Source organism: Agromyces sp. GQ35, from assembly GCF_059758475.1.
This window is the reverse complement of the sequence record NZ_JCAXEO010000003.1, coordinates 463,476-481,098: the sequence shown is the minus strand read 5'-3', so window position 1 is coordinate 481,098 and position 17,623 is coordinate 463,476. Positions and strand designations below refer to the sequence as shown.

Below are 17,623 nucleotides of genomic sequence, written 5' to 3'. Positions count from 1 at the left end.
AGGCTAACCCCGTCGGGCGAGATCGGGGTGGAGCGCGCGCTGCTGCACGACGAACGGATGCCGCATACCCCCGTCATCCGCGGTCACACTGCCCGACCACGGCCGCGTGCTGCGTACGCTCGACCGCATGGACTGGCTGACCGCTCTCGCGACCGGCGCCGCACTGCTCCTCGCCACGACGGCGATCGGACTCGTGTGGCGCTCGCGGCAAGGGGTCGCGCAGCGCGGCTCGGGCGATGTCGTGCGTCCGGCCGATCTCGGAGTCGCCGCCTTCGGTGCACGAGCCACGCTCGTGCAATTCAGCACCGAGTTCTGCGCTCGCTGCCCGGCGGCCGGGCGGCTGCTCTCGCATCTCGCGCACGAGCACGACGGCGCCAGCCATGTCGAAGTGGACCTCACGCATCGGCCCGACCTCGCCGGCCGGTTCCGGGTCACCGAGACGCCGACCACCCTGCTGCTCGACGGCGAGGGCGTCGTCCGCGCCCGCATCTCCGGCCTGCCGCGCGCCGCGGCAGTACGTGAACGCCTCGACGACCTCTTGAGGAGCCCAGATGTCATCCCCTCGTGAATCGGCCGACGCCCCCGCCGACCGCCCCGCCGCGTCGGAACGCACGGGCATCGACCCGCGCGGTCCGCGCTTCGGCGCGGCGATCACCGCGACCCTGCTCCTGGCCACCGTGGTGCTCTCCGTCGCCGGTGCCGCCTCGGCGGCCTTCTGGCTGCTCGTCGCCATCGCCCTGCTCTTCGCTTGGGGCGCGTTCGCCGGCATTCGGCGACACCCCTACGGACTGGTCTTCGCGAGACTCGTGCGCCCGCGGCTCGCACCTCCGGCCGAACTCGAAGACCCCCGACCGCCGACCTTCGCACAGGGCATCGGCTTCGCCGTGGCACTCGCCGGCGTCATCCTCGCGCTCATCGGCGTCGAGTACGCCGTGCCGATCGCCGCCGCGATCGCGTTCGTCGCGGCGTTCCTGAACGCGGTGTTCGACTTCTGCCTCGGCTGCCAGATCTACCTGCTGCTCACTCGCGCCCGCCTCGTTCCCGGTATCTGACCGGCGGCCGCGCTCGCCGCTAGGCTGGGAGCCCGGTTCGACGAGGAGGATGACATGGCACTCACGAGTGAAGCGACCACAGTCTGGAAGGGCACGCTCTTCGAAGGTTCGGGCGATGTCGCGCTCGACTCCTCGGGCCTGGCCAGCTTTCCGGTGAACTGGAAGGCCCGCGCCGAGGGCACCGCAGGCACCACCAACCCCGAAGAACTCCTCGCCGCCGCGCACTCCTCGTGCTTCTCGATGGCCCTCTCGCTCGCTCTCGCCCAGGCGGGCACCCCCGCCGAGAGCATCCAGACCACGGCGGCCGTCACGTTCGAGGCCGGCAAGGGGGTGCTCGGCAGCCACCTGCTCGTGAGCGCACGCGTGCCGGGGCTCACCGAAGAGCAGTTCGAGGGACTCGCAGAGGACGCGAAGAAGAACTGCCCCATCTCGCAGGCGCTCGCGGGAGTCCCGATCACGATCGAAGCCGAGCTCGCCTGACCCATGCGGGTCCTCGTCGCCGGCGCCTCCGGATTCATCGGCACCGCGCTCGTCGGCGTACTGACCGCCGAGGGGCACGACGTGGTGCGCCTCGTTCGCCGTCGCGCCCACGGATCCGACGAAGCGGCGTGGTCGCCCGCGGCCGGCATCATCGACTTCACCGTCATGGACCGCGTCGACGCGGTCGTGAACCTCGCCGGCGCATCGCTGGCGCGCCTGCCGTGGACGAAGTCGTACCAGGGCGAGATCCTCGACTCGCGCATCACGGCGACGCGGACGCTCGCCGACGCCATGCGCAAGGCGCGACGGGCGCCGCCGGTCTTCCTCAACGCGTCGGCGGTCGGATACTACGGCGACCGCCCTGGCGAGCTCCTCACGGAATACTCCAGCCAGGGAACCGGGTTCCTCGCCGAGGTCGTCGGGCGCTGGGAGGCCGCCGCCCAGCTCGCTCCCGAAGAGACCCGAACGGTCACCTTTCGCACGGGAGTGGTCGTGGGGCACGGCGGCGCACTGAAACGTGTCGGCACACTCACCCGGCTCGGCGTGTCGGCCCGACTCGGCACGGGGGGCCAGCACTGGCCGTGGGTCGCACTCGACGACGAGGTCGGTGCGCTCGTGCACCTGCTCGACTCATCGTTGTCGGGGCCGGTGAACCTCGTGGGTCCCACTCCGGCCACCGCCGATCGCGTGCTGAGCGCGATGGCAGAGCGGATGCACCGTCCGTACGCGTTCGGCGTCCCCGAACGCCTGCTCGAACTCGCCCTCGGCCGGGCCGCAGACGAGCTGCTGCTCTCGAGCCAGAAGGTTCGACCGCAACGCCTCATCGACGACGGCTACCGGTTCCGGCATGCCACCGTGGAGTCGGCGCTCGAGGCGATGCTCAGCAGCCCGCCGGCTGCAGCCTGAGCGCCCGCGAGGGGAGCTCGACGATCGGCGCGCGCCTGCGCGACCTGCCGTGCCGTGGAGACCGGCTCAGCGCTCGGCCCGCTCCAGTTCGATCGCCCGTCGGACCGCCTGGCGAGCGGCGCGCCGGTCGCCGGCGGCGTCGTATGCGAGCCCGAGGCGCAGAGCCGCGCGCCACGATGCCGGCTCTGCATCGGCGGCCGTGCTGAAGGCGTCGAGCTCGGCCCGCGCGGCGCTTCGTTCGGGCTTGCCGCTCGGCAGCAGGGGGAGCCCCAGGTCGAGCCCGCCCTCGGCATCGAGACGCTTGACCAGCTCGTGCGATCGCACGCCGAACGACAGTTCGCGCCAGAGCGCCCAGACGGCGATGACCGGCAGCACGACGAGCGCGATGCCCATGGCGATCGCGATGGGCTCACCGGTCGCCATGAACTGCACCGCGCGCCAGCCGACGAGCGCGATGTAGAGCACGAGGAGGGCGGCCATGATGAGCGCGCCGATCTTCGTCGTCATCGGGTGGCGCCGGGCAGTCCGAGATCGAGCAGCTTGTCGAGCCCGACCGTCACACCGGTCGCCGAGGGGGCGCTGCGCAGGGCGAGCAGGATGCCGGTCTCGTACGAGCTGGGAGACAACGTGGCATGGGTGATGGTCAGCGTCTCGCCGTCGCCGCCGAAGACGACCCGCTGTTCGGCCGCGACACCCGCCATGCGCAGGCTGTGCACCGGCACGCCGCTGACCAGCTGGCCCCTGGCTCGCTGATCGGCATGCGGCGCAGCGACCGGGCCGCCGGCCGCACGGGCATCGCCGATCAGTTCGGCCGTGCGCACGGCGGTGCCCGACGGCGAGTCGACCTTTGCCGCGTGGTGCGCCTCGACGATCTCGATCGAGGCGAAGTACGGCGCGGCGAGCGCGGCGAACGCCGTGCCGAGCACGCTGCCGATCGAGAAGTTCGGAACGAACAGCACCGCGCCTGCGTCGGCGTGGCCCCGCACGAACGCCGAGATGTCGGCGATGCGATCGCTCGACCAGCCCGAGGTGCCGACGACGATCGGGATACCGGCGCCGGCTGCGAACTCGACGATCTCGGCGCTCGCGCCGGGGTGCGTCACGTCGAGTGCGACGTCGGCCCCCAGCATGAGGTCGAGGCTCGATCGCGAGTCGAGTGCGGCGTGGAGTTCGAGGTCGTCGGCCTCTTCGATCAGCCGAACCGCCAGTTGACCCATCTTGCCCGTGGCTCCGGCCACGGCGACCCGTATCGTCACGGCTTCACCCTAGCAAGCGTGCGTCGGCGCCACCGATGCCGGGCCTCCACTCGCGGACGCACGCCGCGAGTCCGACCGTCATAGTGTGGAAGCATGCTGCGCTTTCGAGACGCCCCCGTCACCGACGCCGAAGCGCACGCGCTGCTCGGCGCCTACTTCGCCGAACGGGCGATCGGCTTTCCGGCGGCACAGGGCGAGTACCGGCCGACCTGGCCCGACGCCGCGCAGTTCACTCCCCCGATGGGTATCTTCGTCATCGCGGTCGACGAGTCCGATGCCGCCGTCGGATGCGGCGGGGTTCGGCGAATCCCCTCGCACCCGAGGTCGGTTGCGGCTCGCTTCGAGCTGAAGCACCTCTGGCTCGCTCCGTCGGCACGCGGTTCCGGCGAGGGGCGTCGCCTGCTCGAGCAACTCGAACGTCGTGCGGTCGAGTTCGGCGCGGGCGAGCTCGTGCTCGACACGAATGCGAGCCTCGAGGCGGCGGGGCGGCTCTACCGATCGAGCGGCTTCGTCGAGATCGAGCCGTACAACGAGAACCCGAACGCGACCCACTGGTTCGGCAAGCGCCTCGACTGATGCCGCGATCGACGTCGCTCGTCTCGCGACGACCGGCGTCACCGCACGCCGTCAGAGCGCGTAGGGCTCGGGCAGGCCGGTGCGCAGCTCGGGAGGCAGGTGGGCGATGTCGTTGTGCGCGACGAGGCTCCACGGCCGACCTGGCTTCTGCGTGAGCACGGTGAGCGCGCAGTTCGCCTGGTTCAGCGAGACCCAGCGCCAGTCGGGCGCGCCCAGCACTTCGCGCACGAACCACGCGATCACGAAGTTGTGGGTGATGAGCAGGTCGTGCCGGTCTTCCCGGTGGGAACGCAGGAACTCGGCAGCCGCGTCGGCCATCTGCGCACTGCCGGCCTCGATCTCGGCCTCGGTCACGGACCCGAAGAAGGGGTCGTAGGCCTTCGGCGTCTCGGGGGCAGGACCCGATGGAATGCAGTCGAAGAGCAGGGCCGACGGCTCGGGATTCAGCGCCGGCATCTTCGCCGCGATGATCTTCGCCGTCTCGGTGGCGCGTTGCAGGGGCGAGTGCCAGGCGTTGTCGAACGGCACGCCGCCGAGGCGTTCGGCGAGGAGCTCGGCCTGACGTCGGCCGCGCGGAGACAGCGGGCCGTCGGGCAAGCCGTGCTCGGCGTCGAGCTGCTCGCCGTGCCGGACGAGGTAGAGATGGTGGGCCACGGTATCGGTTCCTCTGGTGCGGGGCTGGTGCCGCCGTCAGGCGACGTCGGAGCTCGCGGCGACCGCGTCGGCCGCCCCGGTGAAGACCGAATCCTCGATCGCACCGACGGCGACGAGCGAGAACGGGCGGGAGGCGAGGTCGCCGGCGAGACGTTGCACGTCGCCGGCCGTGACGAGTGCGATGCGGCGCAAGGCCTCATCGAGGTCGACGAACTCCCCGAGGGTCAATTCGGCCCGGCCGAGCCGCGACATCCTCGTGTCGGAGTCTTCGAGTGCGAGCGCCGATGCCCCGGCGAGCTGGCCGGAGGCTCGCCTGAGTTCATCGGCGGTGACGCCGTGCTCGGCGAGGCGCTCGAGCTCGTCGCGCATGAGTGCCGCGACGGTGCCGGCCTTCGTCGGAGCGCAGCCCGCGTACATGCCGAAGAGGCCTGCATCGGAGTAGCCCGGCGCGAAGGAGTAGACCGAGTAGGCGAGGCCGCGGCGTTCGCGCACCTGCTGGAACAGTCGGGAGGACATACCCGAGCCGAAGATCGCGTTCAGCACGCTCATCGTCGGGCGTCGATCGTCGGTCGCGACGAGTCCGGGAACGCCGAGCAGCAGATTGACCTGCTCGGTGGGACGCGAGACGACCGTGACGGCGGGGCCCGCCTCGAGCGCGGCGGGGGCGACCGACCGCCGCTCGACCGGTGCGCCCGGTGCCGCCGGGTCCCATCCGGCGAACGCGAGCGCTCGATCGAGTTCGGCGAGCAGCAGATCGTGGTCGACCGCTCCGGCGACCGTCACGACGAGATCTTGCGGGCGGTAGTTCGCCCGGTAGTGCTCCCACACCCCGTCGCGGGTGGCGGCGCGAATCGTCTCGGGGCTGCCGCCGATCGGCCGGCCGAGCGGGTGCGCACCGAGCACCGCTTCGAAGAAGCGCTCGTTCGCGACGTCGCCCGGGTCGTCGCCCGCCATCGAGAGCTCTTCGAGGATCACGCCGCGTTCGCTCTCGAACTCGTCGGCGTCGAGGAGGGATGAGGTGAACATGTCGGCGAGCACGGCGACCGCCATCGGGAGGTCGCGGTCCTGCACCTTCGCGTAGTAGCAGGTGTACTCCTTGGCGGTGAGGGCGTTGTGCTCGCCGCCGACCGCGTCGAAGGAGATGGCGATGTCGAAGGCTGAACGCGTCGTCGTGCCCTTGAACAGCAAGTGCTCGAGGAAGTGGGTCGAACCGTACGTGGCGAGGTGCGCGGCATCCGCTCGCTGTTCGTCTCGCGACCCGACGGCGACCCAGAAGCCGATGGTCGCGCTGCGGCTGCCCGGCACCTGTTCGCTCAGCACCCGCACTCCCGATGGGAGCACGCTGCGCCGAACTCGCGCGTCGCCTGCGGCTGTGAAGGAGAGTTCGGCTTGGCCGAGTGGGAGGTCGACAGCGCCGTTCATCCGGATCAGCCTATGCCACGTGCGTCGCGAATGCTCGGCCGGCTCGGCCGTGGTCAGTCGGAGGCGCGGTCGAGTTCGACGATCTCGGAGCGCTGGAGCTCGACGGATGCCGCTGCGACCAGCGCGTCGACCTGTTCGGGCCGGCTCGCACTGACGACCGGTGCGACGACCGTCGGTTTGGCGAGCAGCCATGCAAGGGCGATCGTCGCCGGCTGAACACCGTGGGCGAATGCCACCTGGTCGACCGCGGCGAGCACTCGGTGCCCCCGCCGACCGAGGTATCGTGCCTGACGTTCGCCTCGCGCGTCGTGGCGCACGTCGGCACGGCGACGCACCTGCCCGCCGAGGAATCCGTTCGCGAGGCCGAAGTAGGGCAGCACCGCGAGCCCCTGGGCGTGCGCGACGAGCTCGGGCGCGCCCTCGAAGACGCGTCGTTCCATGAGGTTGTACCTCGTTGTGAGCGCCTGGAATCGGGGCAGTCCGTTGGCCGCAAGCACACGCGCCTCGATGAGGCGTTCGGGAGCGAAGTCGGCGGCGCCGATGGCACGCACCTTCCCGGCGGAGATCAGGGCATCGACGGCGCCGAGGCTCTCTTCGAGCGGTACAGCGGCGTCATCGCCGTGGAAGTACAGCAGATCGATGCGCTCGATGCCGAGGCGCAGCAGGGAGTCGTCGACGGCCGCAGCGATGTCGACGGGCGCGAGCCCGCGGTGATCGGGGTGGTGTCCGACCTTCGTCGCCACTGCCACACGGTCGCGGGTGCCGCGCGAGGACATCCACTTGCCGATGATCGACTCGCTGCGGCCCGCTGCGTAGCTGTCGGCCGTGTCGATGAGCGAGCCGCCGATGCCGGCGAAGCGGTCGAGCACCTCGAATGCCTGCTCGGTGCTGAGCGTCCAGCCGAAGGTGCTGCCCCCGAGCGCGAGCGGGTGCACCTCGATGCCGCTGTCGCCGATCGGCACGCGATGGGGAACGCTGATGGGGCCTGAGAGCGGGTTCGATGTCACGACGTCGACGCGGTGAGCGTCGAAGACCTCGGCATCGTGCATCGCATCAGCGAACGCCAGGGCGCCACCGGTCGCCGCGTGCGCCTGATACACGTGTCGTCGTGCCATGTTCTCCCCTCCTCCCCAGGATTGACTCCGAGAATACGTGCTCGGGGTATGGGATCCGCGGAACGACGGGTGAACTGTTATCGAATCGTTTGCACCGGCGGGTCCTGTGGCCGTGGCGCCCGGCTCGCCTCTTGCGCTCGACTGAACGACTGTTTAGCATTATGAACATGCGTTCAGTCTCCGCCGAGGATGCCACCGCGGCAGCACGGATCCGCGACGCCGCGGTCGCCCGGTTCGGCGTGCACGGCTACGACGGCACGACGGTGCGCGACATCGCGATCGATGCCGGCGTCAGCGCTGCTCTCGTCATCCACCACTTCGGATCGAAAGACGGCCTGCGCCAGGCCTGCGACGAGTGGCTGGTCGCCGAGCTCATGGGCGAGAAGTCCAAGAGCTCGGCACCGGCGGTCGCCCAGTCGCTGCGCTCGTGGCTCGACGAGCCCGAGCAGTTCCGACCGTACATCGACTACTTCGCGACGATGCTCGCCGCAGGCGGTGACGGCGGCAACCGGCTCTTCGATCGCCTCCTCCGCGAGACCATCGCGATGATCGACGATGGCGTCGCGAACGGCACCATGCTGCCGAGCGCCGACCCCGAGATGCGCGCGATCATGATCACCCTCAACGGACTCGCACCGCTCCTGCTCCGTGAGCAGCTCACGCGAGTGCTCGGCTCGCCGATGACGAGCGCGGCCGGCATCCGGCGAATGACCCTGCCGACCCTCGAGCTCTACACGCACGGGCTGTACGCCGACTCGAGCCTGCTCGACGCCGCCCGCAGCGCGCTCGAGGGCACCGTCGAGACGAGTGGCACCCTGCGGTCCGACAAGGGCCCCGGAAATCCCAATCAGGATCCGGATCCACCGACCACCGAGCCCGAACGCTCCCCCTGACGGCGCCGTGACCGGTGTCCGTCGACCACTCGACTCGAACAGGACCGGAATGACCGCACTCACCTCGCCCGCCGTCACGACCCGCGGGCTCATCAAGCGCTATGGATCGCGGACCGCGCTCCACGGCATCGACCTCGACATCGCGCGCGGCAGCGTCTTCGGTGTCATCGGCCCGAACGGCGCCGGCAAGACGACGACCATGCGCCTGCTGCTCGACATCATCCGCCCGAACGGCGGCGAACTGCGCGTACTCGGCGAGTCGCCGCGCGACGGCGGTGCTGCGCTTCGCCGTCGCATCGGATACCTGCCGGGCGAACTGCATCTCGCAACCCGGGCACGCGGACGCGAGTTCCTCGCCCACTACGCCGAGATCTCGGGACCCGTGCGCCGCGGCGTCGTCGAATCCCTGGCCGAGCGCCTCGGGCTCGAGCTCGGCCGTCCGGTGCGCAGCCTCTCGAAGGGCAACAAGCAGAAGCTCGGGCTCGTGCAGGCCTTCATGCACGAGCCCGAGCTGCTCGTGCTCGACGAACCGACGAGCGGGCTGGACCCGCTCGTCCAGCAAGAGTTCCTGACGATGCTGCGAGAGGCGAAGGAGCGCGGGCAGACCGTGTTCCTCAGCTCTCACGTGCTGAGCGAGATCCAGCAGGCCGCCGACGAGGTCGCGGTGCTGCGCGCCGGGCGGATCGTCCAGGTCTCGACGGTCGCGCGGCTCCGCGAGACGGCGGTGCGCCGTGTTCGCATCATCGTGCCCGAGTCCTCGGCAACTTCGGTCGACGCCACCCTCGAGCAGCTGCCCGGCATCACGGGCGTGCGCCGTAGCGACGACCGCCCCGGCGCTGCCGCGTTCGAAGCGCAGCTCGACGCGCACGTCGACACCTTCGTGAAGGCCGTCGGCAGGCACGAACTCATCGACCTGACGATCGAAGAACCCGATCTCGAGCAAGCGGTGCTCGGCCTCTACTCCGGTGCGGAGGTCGAACGATGAGCGCGCTCCCCCTGTTCCGGCGCAGTCTCGCCGACTCCTGGCGTGGTCTTCTCGGGTGGACGGCGGGCGTTGCGGCCGCACTGCTGCTGTACCTGCCCCTGTTCCCGTCGCTCGGCGGCAACGGCCAGTTGCAGGGCATGATCGACTCGATGCCGCCCGAGCTGGTGAAGACGCTCGGCTACGACGCGATCGGCACCGGCGCGGGCTACACGCAATCGACCTTCTTCGCGCTCATCGGTTTCGTGCTGCTCACGATCGCGAGCGTCGCCTGGGGTACCGGCGCGATCGCGAACGACGAGGAGAACGGGCAGCTCGAGCTGACGATCGCGCACGGCGTGACCCGAGGCCAACTCCTCGGCGAACGCAGTGCAGCGGTGTTCGTCAAGCTCGCCTGGCTGGGGCTCGTCGCGGTCGCGCTCGTCAGCGCGCTCAACGACAGCGCCGAGCTCGGCATCGAGTTCGCGCCGCTCGTCGCGACGGCGGCGGCCCTGGTCGGCCTCACGTCCCTGTCGGCGTCGGCAGCGATCCTGGTGGGCGCAGTCGCGGGCCGCCGGAGCTGGGCACTCGCGGCGGGATCGGGCATCGCCGTGCTGGGCTACGTGATGAACGCGCTCGGCAACCAGACCGGCGACCTCGCCTGGCTGCACGAATGGTCGCCGTACTCGTGGGCATTCAGCACCGATCCGCTCACGAACGGGTGGGACTGGCACATCTGGCTGCTGTTCGCAGGGACGGCCCTCTTCCTCGTCGCCGGTTGGCTCGTCTTCCGGCGGCGCGACCTGACCGTCTGAACCACGGCCCAGACGAGGGATGCCGCATTTCGCGCCGCGGCATCCCTCGGTCTGTTCGGGTCTCGGGTGTCTCCGCGGCGCGTCAGGAAACGGCTCGACGGAGCAGCGCCGCGGCCTGCCGGAGCACCGGCGCATCGACCATCTCGCCGCGAAAGGTGAAGACGCCCGCCTGCTCCTCCGCCGCGGCGGTGACCGCCCGCGCCCATTCGAGTCGATGCTCGTCGGGCCGATAGGCGGCGCGAACCACCTCGACCTGGGTCGGATGGATGCACGCCGTCGCCGCGAAGCCCAAGGCCACGGCATCTTCGGCCTCGGCCTGCAGCCCGTCGATGTCGCCGATCTCGAGATGCACGGTGTCGACCACGGCGATGTCGTGCGCGGCCGCCGCGAGGCACACCTGGGACCTGGCATGCCTCGCGACATCGCGGTACCGGCCGTCGGCGAACCGGCTCGAAGAACCCCCGAGCGACGCCACGAGGTCTTCAGCACCCCACATGAGCGCGGCGACGTTCGGAATCGCCGCGATGTCGTTCGACGCGAGGACGCCTCTCGCCGTCTCGCACAGTGCAATGACCTCGAAGCCGCCGAGATCGACGAGGTCGGCGGTGCCCTCGCACTTCGCGAGCATCACGGTGCGGTACTCGGTCTGGGCGATGGCCGCCAGATCATCGGCGAGATGGGCGGTCGATGCCGGATTCACCCGCACGATGACCCGTTCGGGATCGAGGGAGGTCTCGACCAGCGTGCGCCGGGCGCGGGGCTTCGCGTCCTCGCCGACCGCGTCTTCGAGGTCGAGGATCACCGCGTCGGCGCGCTCCAGCGCCTTCGCGTAGCGATCGGGCCGGTCGGCCGGGCAGAAGAGCAGGGCCGGGCCGAAACGGAACGGCGGATGCGTCATCCGTTCACCGCCGCATCGGAGGCGCGGCCCGCGGCCGTGGCCCCGGCATCGGCGATCGTTGCCTGGCGCTCCCCCGCCTCTCGGAACCACACGAGCACTGAGCGCGTGGCATGGGCCACCTCGACGCCGTCTTGGTTGCGACCCGTGTGGCGCACCGTCACGATGCCCTGCCCGGGCCGAGACGCCGACGGCCGCGTCTCGATGATGAGGCTCTCGCTGTAGAGCGTGTCGCCGTGGAAGAGCGGCGCGGGAAAGCCGACCTCGGTGAAGCCGAGGTTGGCGACGATCGTGCCCTGCGTGAGCTGTGCGACGGAGGCCCCCACGATGGTGGCGAGCGTGAACATCGAGTTCACGAGCCGCTGGCCGAAGGGCTGGGTCGCGGCCCACGCGGCATCGAGGTGCAGGGCCTGCGTGTTCATCGTCAGCGTGGTGAACAACACGTTGTCGGCCTCGGTCACCGTGCGCCCGGGGCGATGCAGGTACCGTGTGCCGGGCTCGAACTCCTCGAACCAGAGGCCGCGCTCCACGACCTCGCGCATCGGGACATCCGTCATGGCGACCTCCTAGTCGAGTCCGAGCTCACGCGCGATGACCATGAGCTGCACCTCGTTCGTGCCCTCGCCGATCTCGAGGATCTTCGAGTCACGGTAGTGCCTGGCCACGAGGCTTTCGTTCATGAACCCCATGCCGCCGAAGATCTGGGTGGCATCGCGGGAGTTGAGCATGGCGGCGTCGCTCGAGACGAGCTTCGCCATCGCGGCCTCCTTCTTGAACGGGAGGCCCGCGTCGACGCGCCGAGCGGCGTCGTGCCAGGCGAGGCGTGAGGTGTAGACGCGTGCCTGCATCTGCGCGATCGTGAAGGCGATGTACTGGTGGGAGGCGATCGGCACGCCGAAGACGTTGCGCGTCTTCGCGTAGGCGAGTGCCTCGTCGAGGCACCCCTGTGCCACGCCGGTCGCAAGGGCGGCGATCGCGACGCGCCCCTCGTCGAGGGTGCGCAGGAAGTTGGCGAAGCCGCGGCCCCGTTCGCCGAGCAGGTTGGCGGAGGGCACCCGCACGTCGTCGAACGTCAGCGGGTGTGTGTCGGAGGCGCGCCAACCCGACTTGTCGTACCCCGGCGCAACGGTGAACCCGGGCGTGCCGTTCGGCACGATGATCGTCGACAGCTCTTTCGAGACCGAGCCGTCGGGTCGCGTCCGCTCACCCGTCACGGCGGTGACGGTGACGAACTTCGTGATCGGCGTGCCCGAGTTGGTGATGAACTGCTTCGAGCCGTTGATGACCCACTCGTCGCCGTCGAGCACCGCCGTCGTGCGCGTGGCGCCGGCATCGGACCCGGCCTCGGATTCCGTGAGGCCGAAGCCGCCGAGCGCGCGTCCGGCCACGAGGTCGGGCAGGTGTTCGGCCTTCTGCTCCTCGGTTCCGTGACGGTAGATCGGCATGGTGCCCAGCCCTACGGCTGCCTCGAGGGTGATCGCGATGGACTGGTCGACACGGGCGAGGGCTTCGATCGCGAGCCCGAGCGCCATGTAGTCGCCGCCCTGGCCCCCGTACTCCTCGGGGAACGGCAGGCCGAAGAGGCCGAGTTCGCCCATCTGGGCGACGACGTCCATCGACAGGGTGTGCGTGCGGTCGGCCTCATACGACTGCGGGGCGACCACCGTGTCGGCGAACTCGCAGACCATCTCGTACAGCTGCAGTTCCTCGGGGCTCAGGTCGTGCATGGTGTTCCTCATTCCTGGTGGGATGCGTGCGCGACGGCGCCCTCGTGAGGGCCGTCGGTCGACTCTGGTTCGGATGCGTCGTGGTGCGGCTCGATGCGTGCGACCGCCTGGTCGCGACCGACGAGATCGCCGACCCCGACGCTGAGCCGCACGGTGCCCGCGAGGGCGGCGACGACGCGATGCTCCATCTTCATCGCCTCGATGGCGACGATGGCGTCGCCCGCCTCGACGGTGTCGCCGTCCACGGCGAACACCGCCGTGACGGTTCCCGGCATGGGCGCTCGCAGTTCGGGGTCGGCGGCGAGGCCGCCTCCGCGTTCGGTCGCGGCGCGGCGGTGCTCGGCGTGCGCCCGACGATCGATGCGCACGAAGGAGGCCGACGCGCCATCGCGGTGCACCCACACCGAACCGTCGTCGCCGACCCGCACGACCGTCTCGCCGGGGTGGGCGGGCGGACCGTCACCGGGCTCCACCTCGACCGCGTGCGCCTCGTGCGGATGGTCGCGCGGGGCGAGCAGTACGACGGCTGGGCGCACGGATCCCGGGCGCCAGCCGGTGGCCGACTGCCAGGCGTTCGGCCCTGCCCCGGTCGACGCGAGCCGGTCGGCGACCTCTGCAGAGGCGAACCGGCGCGCAGCCGCATCGAGCAACGCCGGCGACAGCTCGGCGTGGTCGACCTCGGGCATCCGATCGATGAGTCCGGTATCGAGCTCGCCCGCGCGCACCGCGGGCTCGGCGAGCAGGCGCCGGAGGAAGGCGATGTTCGTGTCGACGCCGAGCACGACGGTGTCGGCGAGCGCGCGGTCGAGGCGATCGAGGGCCTGCGAGCGGTCGGAACCGAATGCGATCACCTTGGCGATCATCGGGTCGTAGTGGGCAGAGATCTCGAGCTGCTCGGCGATGCCGGCGTCGACCCGTACGCCCTCGCCCGCCGGAGCCCGCCAGGCGAGCACCTCGCCCGTCGACGGCAGGAAGCCGCGGTGCGGGGTCTCCGCGTAGACGCGAGCCTCGATCGCGTGCCCGTGCAGCTGGATCTGCTCCTGCGTGAAGGCGAGCGGCTCGCCCGAGGCGATGCGAAGCTGCTGCTCCACGAGGTCGACACCGGTGACGAGCTCCGTCACGGGATGCTCGACCTGGAGCCGGGTGTTCATCTCGATGAAGAAGAACTCGTCGGGCGCGACATCCGACACCAGGAACTCGACGGTGCCTGCACCCAGGTAGTCGACGCTGCGAGCCGCATCGCAAGCGGCCTTGCCGATGCGCGACCGCGTCGCGGCGTCGAGCAGTGGTGAGGGCGATTCCTCGATGACCTTCTGGTGCCGGCGCTGCAGGGAGCACTCGCGTTCGCCGAGGTGCACCACGGCGCCGTGCGCATCGGCGAGCACCTGCACCTCGATGTGGCGGGGCCGCTCGATGAGCCGCTCGATCAGCAGCGTGTCGTCGCCGAAGGCGGCGAGCGCGATGCGGCGGGCGGCGGGAAGCGCAGCGGCGAGCTCCTCGGCATCGCGCGCGACCTGCATGCCCTTGCCGCCGCCGCCCGCCGATGGCTTCACGAGCACGGGGAAGCCGACCGGGCCGGCCGTGGCGAGCAGCGCGGCATCGTCGAGCGACGGGTCCGCGATGCCCGGCACCGTCGGCACTCCCGACCCCTCGACGTGTTGCTTCGCGCGGATCTTGTCACCCATGACGTCGAGCGCCTCGATGCCGGGGCCCACGAACACCAGTCCGGCGGCGCGGCAGGCCCGGGCGAAGCCGGCATGTTCCGAGAGGAACCCGTAGCCCGGATGCACGGCCTCGGCACCGGTCTCGAGAGCTGCGCCGATGATGCGCTCGGGGTCGAGGTAGCTCTCGATCGCGGGCGCCGGCCCGATGCGCACGGCCTCGTCGGCGAGCCGGACGTGCGGTGCGTCGGCATCGGCATCGGAGTAGACGGCGATCGAGTGGATGCCGAGGCGGCGCAGCGTGCGGATGACGCGAACGGCGATCTCGCCCCGGTTGGCGACGAGCACTCGCTCGAAGGGGCGCGACGCCTCGGCGCGCGGCGTCGGCTCCGATGCACGATCGGGCGAGCTCATGAGCGTGACCATCCGCGCCTCTCTGCGACGTTGCCCGCGCGTCCAGTTAACGCGCACTAACTGGAATAGATGTTAGCGGTCGCTAACTGAAATGACAAGCGCTCGCGCAGGCACCCGGTCTCGAATTCCCGGCCGACCACGGGTCGGTTGCGGGCTAGCGGCCGACCTTGCCGAACACCCCTGCGATCGGGGCGAGCACCATCGGCCGAGCTGCGACCCAGGCCGCCGCGATCACCACGAGGGAGGCGACGAAGATCCAGAAGCCCAGCCAGTTATCGGCATCTCGAGCCGCGTACATGTGGTTCAGGTTGCGGAGCGCGCCGGTCGTGAAGACCAGAACGACGTGCACCGCGATGAAGGCGACGAAGTACAGCATCACCGGGAAGTGCACGGCGCGCGCCCACTCGACGGGATAGACCCGGTTGAGCGTCGTCGCGTTCTTCGGCCACAGCCCCGACATACGCACGCCGGTCAGCGCGGCGAGCGGCGCCGCGATGAAGATCGTCGCGAAGTACGCGAGCACCTGGAGGCTGTTGTAGTTGACCCATCCGTTCTCGAGCGGCCAGTTCAGCGACAGGTACTGCAGCCCGGCCGAGGCCGCGTTCGGGATGAACTCCCAACTCGTCGGCACGACGCGCATCCACTGGCCGGTCGCGAACAGGAGGACGACGAAGACGATGCCGTTCACCAGCCACAGGATGTCGAGAGCCTGGTGGAACCAGAGGTTCAGGCTGATCTTGCCCTGCCCTCCCTTCGACCACCGCGGCGTCCAGTAGGCCGCCGGCCGCTTCTCGGTGCGCACCTGCAGGCCCGAGCGGATGATGAGCACGATGAGGAAGGCGTTGAAGAAATGCTGCCAGCCGAGCCACGCCGGCAGACCCACCGGCGCTCCCTCGGGGAGATGCGTCTCGCCGGGGTACGTCGCGAGGAAGTCCTGCATGAAGTCCAGCCCGATGAACCAACGCGTGAGCTGCACGACGACGGTCGCGGCGCCGATGACCGCGAGAATGCCGACGACGGATGCCCCGAGCCACTGCGTTCGGGTGAGTGGCCCGTACCGCTTCACACCGGATTCCTCGTGAGTGCTCGCTCGGGTCACCGCCTCGGACGTGGGCTGCACGGGGGCCCTCGGAGGCGTCGGTGCGGCTGCCGCAGCGCCTGTGGCGGGGGGCGCGACTGAGGGCGGCGCTGTTGCCGGGGCGATGGCAACCGCGGGAGACGGAGCGGCCGGCACCCGGGCGGCGACCGGCGCGGGGGCGGCGGCGGGCGTTGCGACCGGCGCGGGGGCGGCTATGGATACGGCTGCCGGCGCGACCGGCGACGACGGCCACGGGTCTCCCCCGGCGACGCGCGGCAGCCCGCGGCGAACCGCACCGTGCGAAGCCGGTGCCGGCACCGGAGCCGGGGCGGGCTGTGGTGCGGCGGGCTTCGGAGGAGCGGGCAACTGCGTCGTCTCGCCGACGTTCGTGGGCTGCGTGACGACCGCGGCCGCAGCATCCGTCACCTCGATGTTCACCGCATCGGGCGCCTCAGCGGCCTCCGGCCACGACCGACCGCCGGCCACCCGCGGAAGGCCGCTTCGACGGCGCGAAGGCGGCGCCGAGGCGACGACGGCAGGAGCCGCCGGCATCGACGCAACCGGGGCCGCCGCAACCGCCGCATCCGCCGCAGCGGCGGACGTGGAGGGCTCGACCGGCGCAGCGTCGAGGTCACCAGACGCGTCGCCGGGCGGCGGCCAGGCGTCACCGCCGCGTTGTCGAGGCAGTCCGCTGCGCAGCTTGCCCGTATGGTTGGCCACCGGTCACCGCTTCCGCTCGGCGAGCGCGCTGATCAGCTGCGGCACCACCGTGAACACGTCGCCGACGACGCCGAGATCGGCGACCTCGAAGATCGGAGCGTCGGGGTCTTTGTTCACGGCAACGATGTGCTTGGCGGTCTGCATGCCGGCGCGGTGCTGGATCGCACCCGAGATGCCGAGCGCGATGTACAGCTGCGGCGAGACCGAGACGCCGGTCTGCCCCACCTGGTGACTCACCGGGATGTAGCCGGCGTCGACTGCGGCGCGCGATGCGCCGACGGCGGCGCCCAGCGCGTCGGCGAGCTCCTCGACGAGGGCGAACTTCTCGACGGAGCCCAGGCCGCGACCACCTGAGACGACCCTCGTCGCTCCTCGCAGTTCGGGCCGACTCGATGTCTCGGTCACCGCCTCGACCGACTCGACGGTCGCGGACGCCGCACCCGAGGCCTGCACCTCGAGCGTCTCGAGCGCAACCGGCTGCGCCTCGGCGCGAGCTTCGATCACGCCACGGCGCACAGTCACCACGAGCGGCCCGAAGGTCGCCGCCGAGTCGACGCTGTACGCACCGCCGTAGACGGAGTGGTGGGCGACGATGCCCTCGTCGTCGCGCGAGACGCCGATCGCGTCGACGGCGATCGGGGCGCTCACACGGGCCGCGAGGCGGCCTGCGATGTCGCGACCGTCGATCGAGTTCGAGATGAGCACAGCGTGCGGGTCGACGGCCGCCACGGCAGCCACGAGCGCGTCGACCTGCGGGATCGTGAGCTGGGGCTGTGTCGTGTTCATCTCGACGACCAGAACTCGCGCGGCTCCGGCGGCCGCAGCCTGCTCGGCGATCGGCTGCGCCTTGCCCGACGCGACGACAATGAGCGCCACGGGCGTGCCGACGAGCGAAGCCGCGCCGAGGACACCGGCCGCACTCGTCGCGAGCTCGCCGTTCGCCGAGGTCTCGAGGAGCACGAGAATCGAGTCTGCAGGGTAGTCGGGCATGGTCTTCC

Annotated in this window: 19 protein-coding genes; 8 read left to right on the top strand and 11 right to left on the bottom strand. The window is 70.6% G+C overall.

The genetic code is table 11. The features are described from left to right. Nucleotides 1-127 precede the first annotated feature (127 nt). The 4 genes from AC6CH0_RS17375 to AC6CH0_RS17360 are packed head-to-tail and all read left to right on the top strand — an operon-like array spanning nucleotide 128 to nucleotide 2,438. Nucleotides 128-568, top strand: a complete 441-nt coding sequence (locus tag AC6CH0_RS17375) for a thioredoxin family protein (RefSeq protein WP_498103157.1) — start codon at nucleotides 128-130, stop codon at nucleotides 566-568. Further along, the gene (locus AC6CH0_RS17370; RefSeq protein WP_498103155.1) at nucleotides 552-1,052 is read left to right on the top strand and encodes a DUF4395 domain-containing protein; all 501 of its coding nucleotides are present in this window, start codon (nucleotides 552-554) and stop codon (nucleotides 1,050-1,052) included. The genes AC6CH0_RS17375 and AC6CH0_RS17370 overlap by 17 nt, the downstream gene beginning before the upstream one ends. A gap of 54 nt (nucleotides 1,053-1,106) precedes the next feature. Continuing rightward, a complete protein-coding gene (locus tag AC6CH0_RS17365; RefSeq protein ID WP_498103154.1) occupies nucleotides 1,107-1,532 on the top strand; it encodes an OsmC family peroxiredoxin in 426 nt (141 codons plus the stop codon). 3 nt (nucleotides 1,533-1,535) lie between these two features. Further along, nucleotides 1,536-2,438 carry a TIGR01777 family oxidoreductase gene (locus AC6CH0_RS17360; protein WP_498103152.1) on the top strand — a complete coding sequence of 301 codons (903 nt, stop codon included), beginning with the start codon at nucleotides 1,536-1,538 and terminating at the stop codon, nucleotides 2,436-2,438. A gap of 66 nt (nucleotides 2,439-2,504) precedes the next feature. Here the strand turns inward: AC6CH0_RS17360 and AC6CH0_RS17355 are convergent, their stop codons facing one another. Both AC6CH0_RS17355 and dapB read right to left on the bottom strand, forming a co-directional pair. Then, complete coding sequence (locus AC6CH0_RS17355; protein WP_498103150.1) at nucleotides 2,505-2,945, bottom strand: hypothetical protein; 441 nt, start codon at nucleotides 2,943-2,945, stop codon at nucleotides 2,505-2,507. Continuing rightward, nucleotides 2,942-3,694: a 4-hydroxy-tetrahydrodipicolinate reductase gene (gene dapB, locus AC6CH0_RS17350; RefSeq protein ID WP_498103148.1), complete on the bottom strand. Its 753-nt coding sequence runs from the start codon at nucleotides 3,692-3,694 to the stop codon at nucleotides 2,942-2,944. The genes AC6CH0_RS17355 and dapB overlap by 4 nt, the downstream gene beginning before the upstream one ends. Nucleotides 3,695-3,787: 93 nt before the next feature. Between dapB and AC6CH0_RS17345 the strand changes: the two genes are divergently transcribed. Then, a complete protein-coding gene (locus AC6CH0_RS17345; RefSeq protein ID WP_498103146.1) occupies nucleotides 3,788-4,270 on the top strand; it encodes a GNAT family N-acetyltransferase in 483 nt (160 codons plus the stop codon). A gap of 51 nt (nucleotides 4,271-4,321) precedes the next feature. On the opposite strand, the gene AC6CH0_RS17340 is transcribed toward AC6CH0_RS17345, so the two are convergent. From AC6CH0_RS17340 to AC6CH0_RS17330, 3 genes are read right to left on the bottom strand one after another with little or no spacing between them, the layout of a single operon-like run. Continuing rightward, nucleotides 4,322-4,924 (bottom strand): histidine phosphatase family protein, encoded by a 603-nt coding sequence (locus AC6CH0_RS17340; RefSeq protein WP_498103144.1) that lies wholly within the window; start codon nucleotides 4,922-4,924, stop codon nucleotides 4,322-4,324. A 36-nt stretch (nucleotides 4,925-4,960) separates the two neighbouring features. Further along, on the bottom strand, nucleotides 4,961-6,346 hold the full coding sequence (locus AC6CH0_RS17335; RefSeq protein WP_498103142.1) for a M16 family metallopeptidase: 1,386 nt from the start codon (nucleotides 6,344-6,346) through the stop codon (nucleotides 4,961-4,963). Nucleotides 6,347-6,399: 53 nt separating this feature from the next. Next, nucleotides 6,400-7,461 carry an aldo/keto reductase gene (locus AC6CH0_RS17330; RefSeq protein WP_498103140.1) on the bottom strand — a complete coding sequence of 354 codons (1,062 nt, stop codon included), beginning with the start codon at nucleotides 7,459-7,461 and terminating at the stop codon, nucleotides 6,400-6,402. A gap of 167 nt (nucleotides 7,462-7,628) precedes the next feature. On the opposite strand from AC6CH0_RS17330, the gene AC6CH0_RS17325 reads away from it, so the two are divergent. The 3 genes from AC6CH0_RS17325 to AC6CH0_RS17315 are packed head-to-tail and all read left to right on the top strand — an operon-like array spanning nucleotide 7,629 to nucleotide 10,130. Then, complete coding sequence (locus AC6CH0_RS17325) at nucleotides 7,629-8,354, top strand: TetR/AcrR family transcriptional regulator (RefSeq protein ID WP_498103138.1); 726 nt, start codon at nucleotides 7,629-7,631, stop codon at nucleotides 8,352-8,354. Nucleotides 8,355-8,403: 49 nt separating this feature from the next. Beyond that, nucleotides 8,404-9,339, top strand: coding sequence for an ABC transporter ATP-binding protein (locus AC6CH0_RS17320; protein ID WP_498103136.1), 936 nt, complete (start codon nucleotides 8,404-8,406; stop codon nucleotides 9,337-9,339). Continuing rightward, a complete protein-coding gene (locus tag AC6CH0_RS17315; RefSeq protein WP_498103134.1) occupies nucleotides 9,336-10,130 on the top strand; it encodes an ABC transporter permease subunit in 795 nt (264 codons plus the stop codon). Before AC6CH0_RS17320 ends, AC6CH0_RS17315 begins: the two co-directional genes overlap by 4 nt. Before the next feature lie 82 nt (nucleotides 10,131-10,212). Here the strand turns inward: AC6CH0_RS17315 and AC6CH0_RS17310 are convergent, their stop codons facing one another. The 6 genes from AC6CH0_RS17310 to AC6CH0_RS17285 form a co-directional block, all read right to left on the bottom strand. Beyond that, entirely contained in the window at nucleotides 10,213-11,028 is an 816-nt protein-coding gene (locus AC6CH0_RS17310) for an HpcH/HpaI aldolase/citrate lyase family protein (RefSeq protein ID WP_498103132.1), read from the bottom strand. Further along, nucleotides 11,025-11,582 carry a MaoC family dehydratase gene (locus tag AC6CH0_RS17305; protein ID WP_498103130.1) on the bottom strand — a complete coding sequence of 186 codons (558 nt, stop codon included), beginning with the start codon at nucleotides 11,580-11,582 and terminating at the stop codon, nucleotides 11,025-11,027. The genes AC6CH0_RS17310 and AC6CH0_RS17305 overlap by 4 nt, the downstream gene beginning before the upstream one ends. Nucleotides 11,583-11,591: 9 nt before the next feature. Then, nucleotides 11,592-12,752, bottom strand: coding sequence for an acyl-CoA dehydrogenase family protein (locus AC6CH0_RS17300; protein WP_498103128.1), 1,161 nt, complete (start codon nucleotides 12,750-12,752; stop codon nucleotides 11,592-11,594). Between the two features lie 8 nt (nucleotides 12,753-12,760). After that, nucleotides 12,761-14,839, bottom strand: coding sequence for an acetyl/propionyl/methylcrotonyl-CoA carboxylase subunit alpha (locus AC6CH0_RS17295; protein ID WP_498103126.1), 2,079 nt, complete (start codon nucleotides 14,837-14,839; stop codon nucleotides 12,761-12,763). 142 nt (nucleotides 14,840-14,981) lie between these two features. Then, nucleotides 14,982-16,625 (bottom strand): cytochrome b/b6 domain-containing protein, encoded by a 1,644-nt coding sequence (locus AC6CH0_RS17290; protein ID WP_498103124.1) that lies wholly within the window; start codon nucleotides 16,623-16,625, stop codon nucleotides 14,982-14,984. Nucleotides 16,626-16,628: 3 nt separating this feature from the next. Continuing rightward, nucleotides 16,629-17,615 (bottom strand): electron transfer flavoprotein subunit alpha/FixB family protein, encoded by a 987-nt coding sequence (locus AC6CH0_RS17285; protein ID WP_498103122.1) that lies wholly within the window; start codon nucleotides 17,613-17,615, stop codon nucleotides 16,629-16,631. Nucleotides 17,616-17,623 lie beyond the last annotated feature (8 nt).

Bases quoted from the DNA above. Each gene is read 5' to 3' on its own strand.
- AC6CH0_RS17375 (WP_498103157.1), top strand. From the start codon at position 128: ATGGACTGGCTGACCGCTCTCGCGACCGGCGCCGCACTGCTCCTCGCC.
- AC6CH0_RS17370 (WP_498103155.1), top strand. From the start codon at position 552: ATGTCATCCCCTCGTGAATCGGCCGACGCCCCCGCCGACCGCCCCGCC.
- AC6CH0_RS17365 (WP_498103154.1), top strand. From the start codon at position 1,107: ATGGCACTCACGAGTGAAGCGACCACAGTCTGGAAGGGCACGCTCTTC.
- AC6CH0_RS17360 (WP_498103152.1), top strand. From the start codon at position 1,536: ATGCGGGTCCTCGTCGCCGGCGCCTCCGGATTCATCGGCACCGCGCTC.
- AC6CH0_RS17355 (WP_498103150.1), bottom strand. From the start codon at position 2,945: ATGACGACGAAGATCGGCGCGCTCATCATGGCCGCCCTCCTCGTGCTC.
- AC6CH0_RS17345 (WP_498103146.1), top strand. From the start codon at position 3,788: ATGCTGCGCTTTCGAGACGCCCCCGTCACCGACGCCGAAGCGCACGCG.
- AC6CH0_RS17335 (WP_498103142.1), bottom strand. From the start codon at position 6,346: ATGAACGGCGCTGTCGACCTCCCACTCGGCCAAGCCGAACTCTCCTTC.
- AC6CH0_RS17330 (WP_498103140.1), bottom strand. From the start codon at position 7,461: ATGGCACGACGACACGTGTATCAGGCGCACGCGGCGACCGGTGGCGCC.
- AC6CH0_RS17325 (WP_498103138.1), top strand. From the start codon at position 7,629: ATGCGTTCAGTCTCCGCCGAGGATGCCACCGCGGCAGCACGGATCCGC.
- AC6CH0_RS17320 (WP_498103136.1), top strand. From the start codon at position 8,404: ATGACCGCACTCACCTCGCCCGCCGTCACGACCCGCGGGCTCATCAAG.
- AC6CH0_RS17315 (WP_498103134.1), top strand. From the start codon at position 9,336: ATGAGCGCGCTCCCCCTGTTCCGGCGCAGTCTCGCCGACTCCTGGCGT.
- AC6CH0_RS17310 (WP_498103132.1), bottom strand. From the start codon at position 11,028: ATGACGCATCCGCCGTTCCGTTTCGGCCCGGCCCTGCTCTTCTGCCCG.
- AC6CH0_RS17305 (WP_498103130.1), bottom strand. From the start codon at position 11,582: ATGACGGATGTCCCGATGCGCGAGGTCGTGGAGCGCGGCCTCTGGTTC.
- AC6CH0_RS17300 (WP_498103128.1), bottom strand. From the start codon at position 12,752: ATGCACGACCTGAGCCCCGAGGAACTGCAGCTGTACGAGATGGTCTGC.
- AC6CH0_RS17295 (WP_498103126.1), bottom strand. From the start codon at position 14,839: ATGGTCACGCTCATGAGCTCGCCCGATCGTGCATCGGAGCCGACGCCG.
- AC6CH0_RS17285 (WP_498103122.1), bottom strand. From the start codon at position 17,615: ATGCCCGACTACCCTGCAGACTCGATTCTCGTGCTCCTCGAGACCTCG.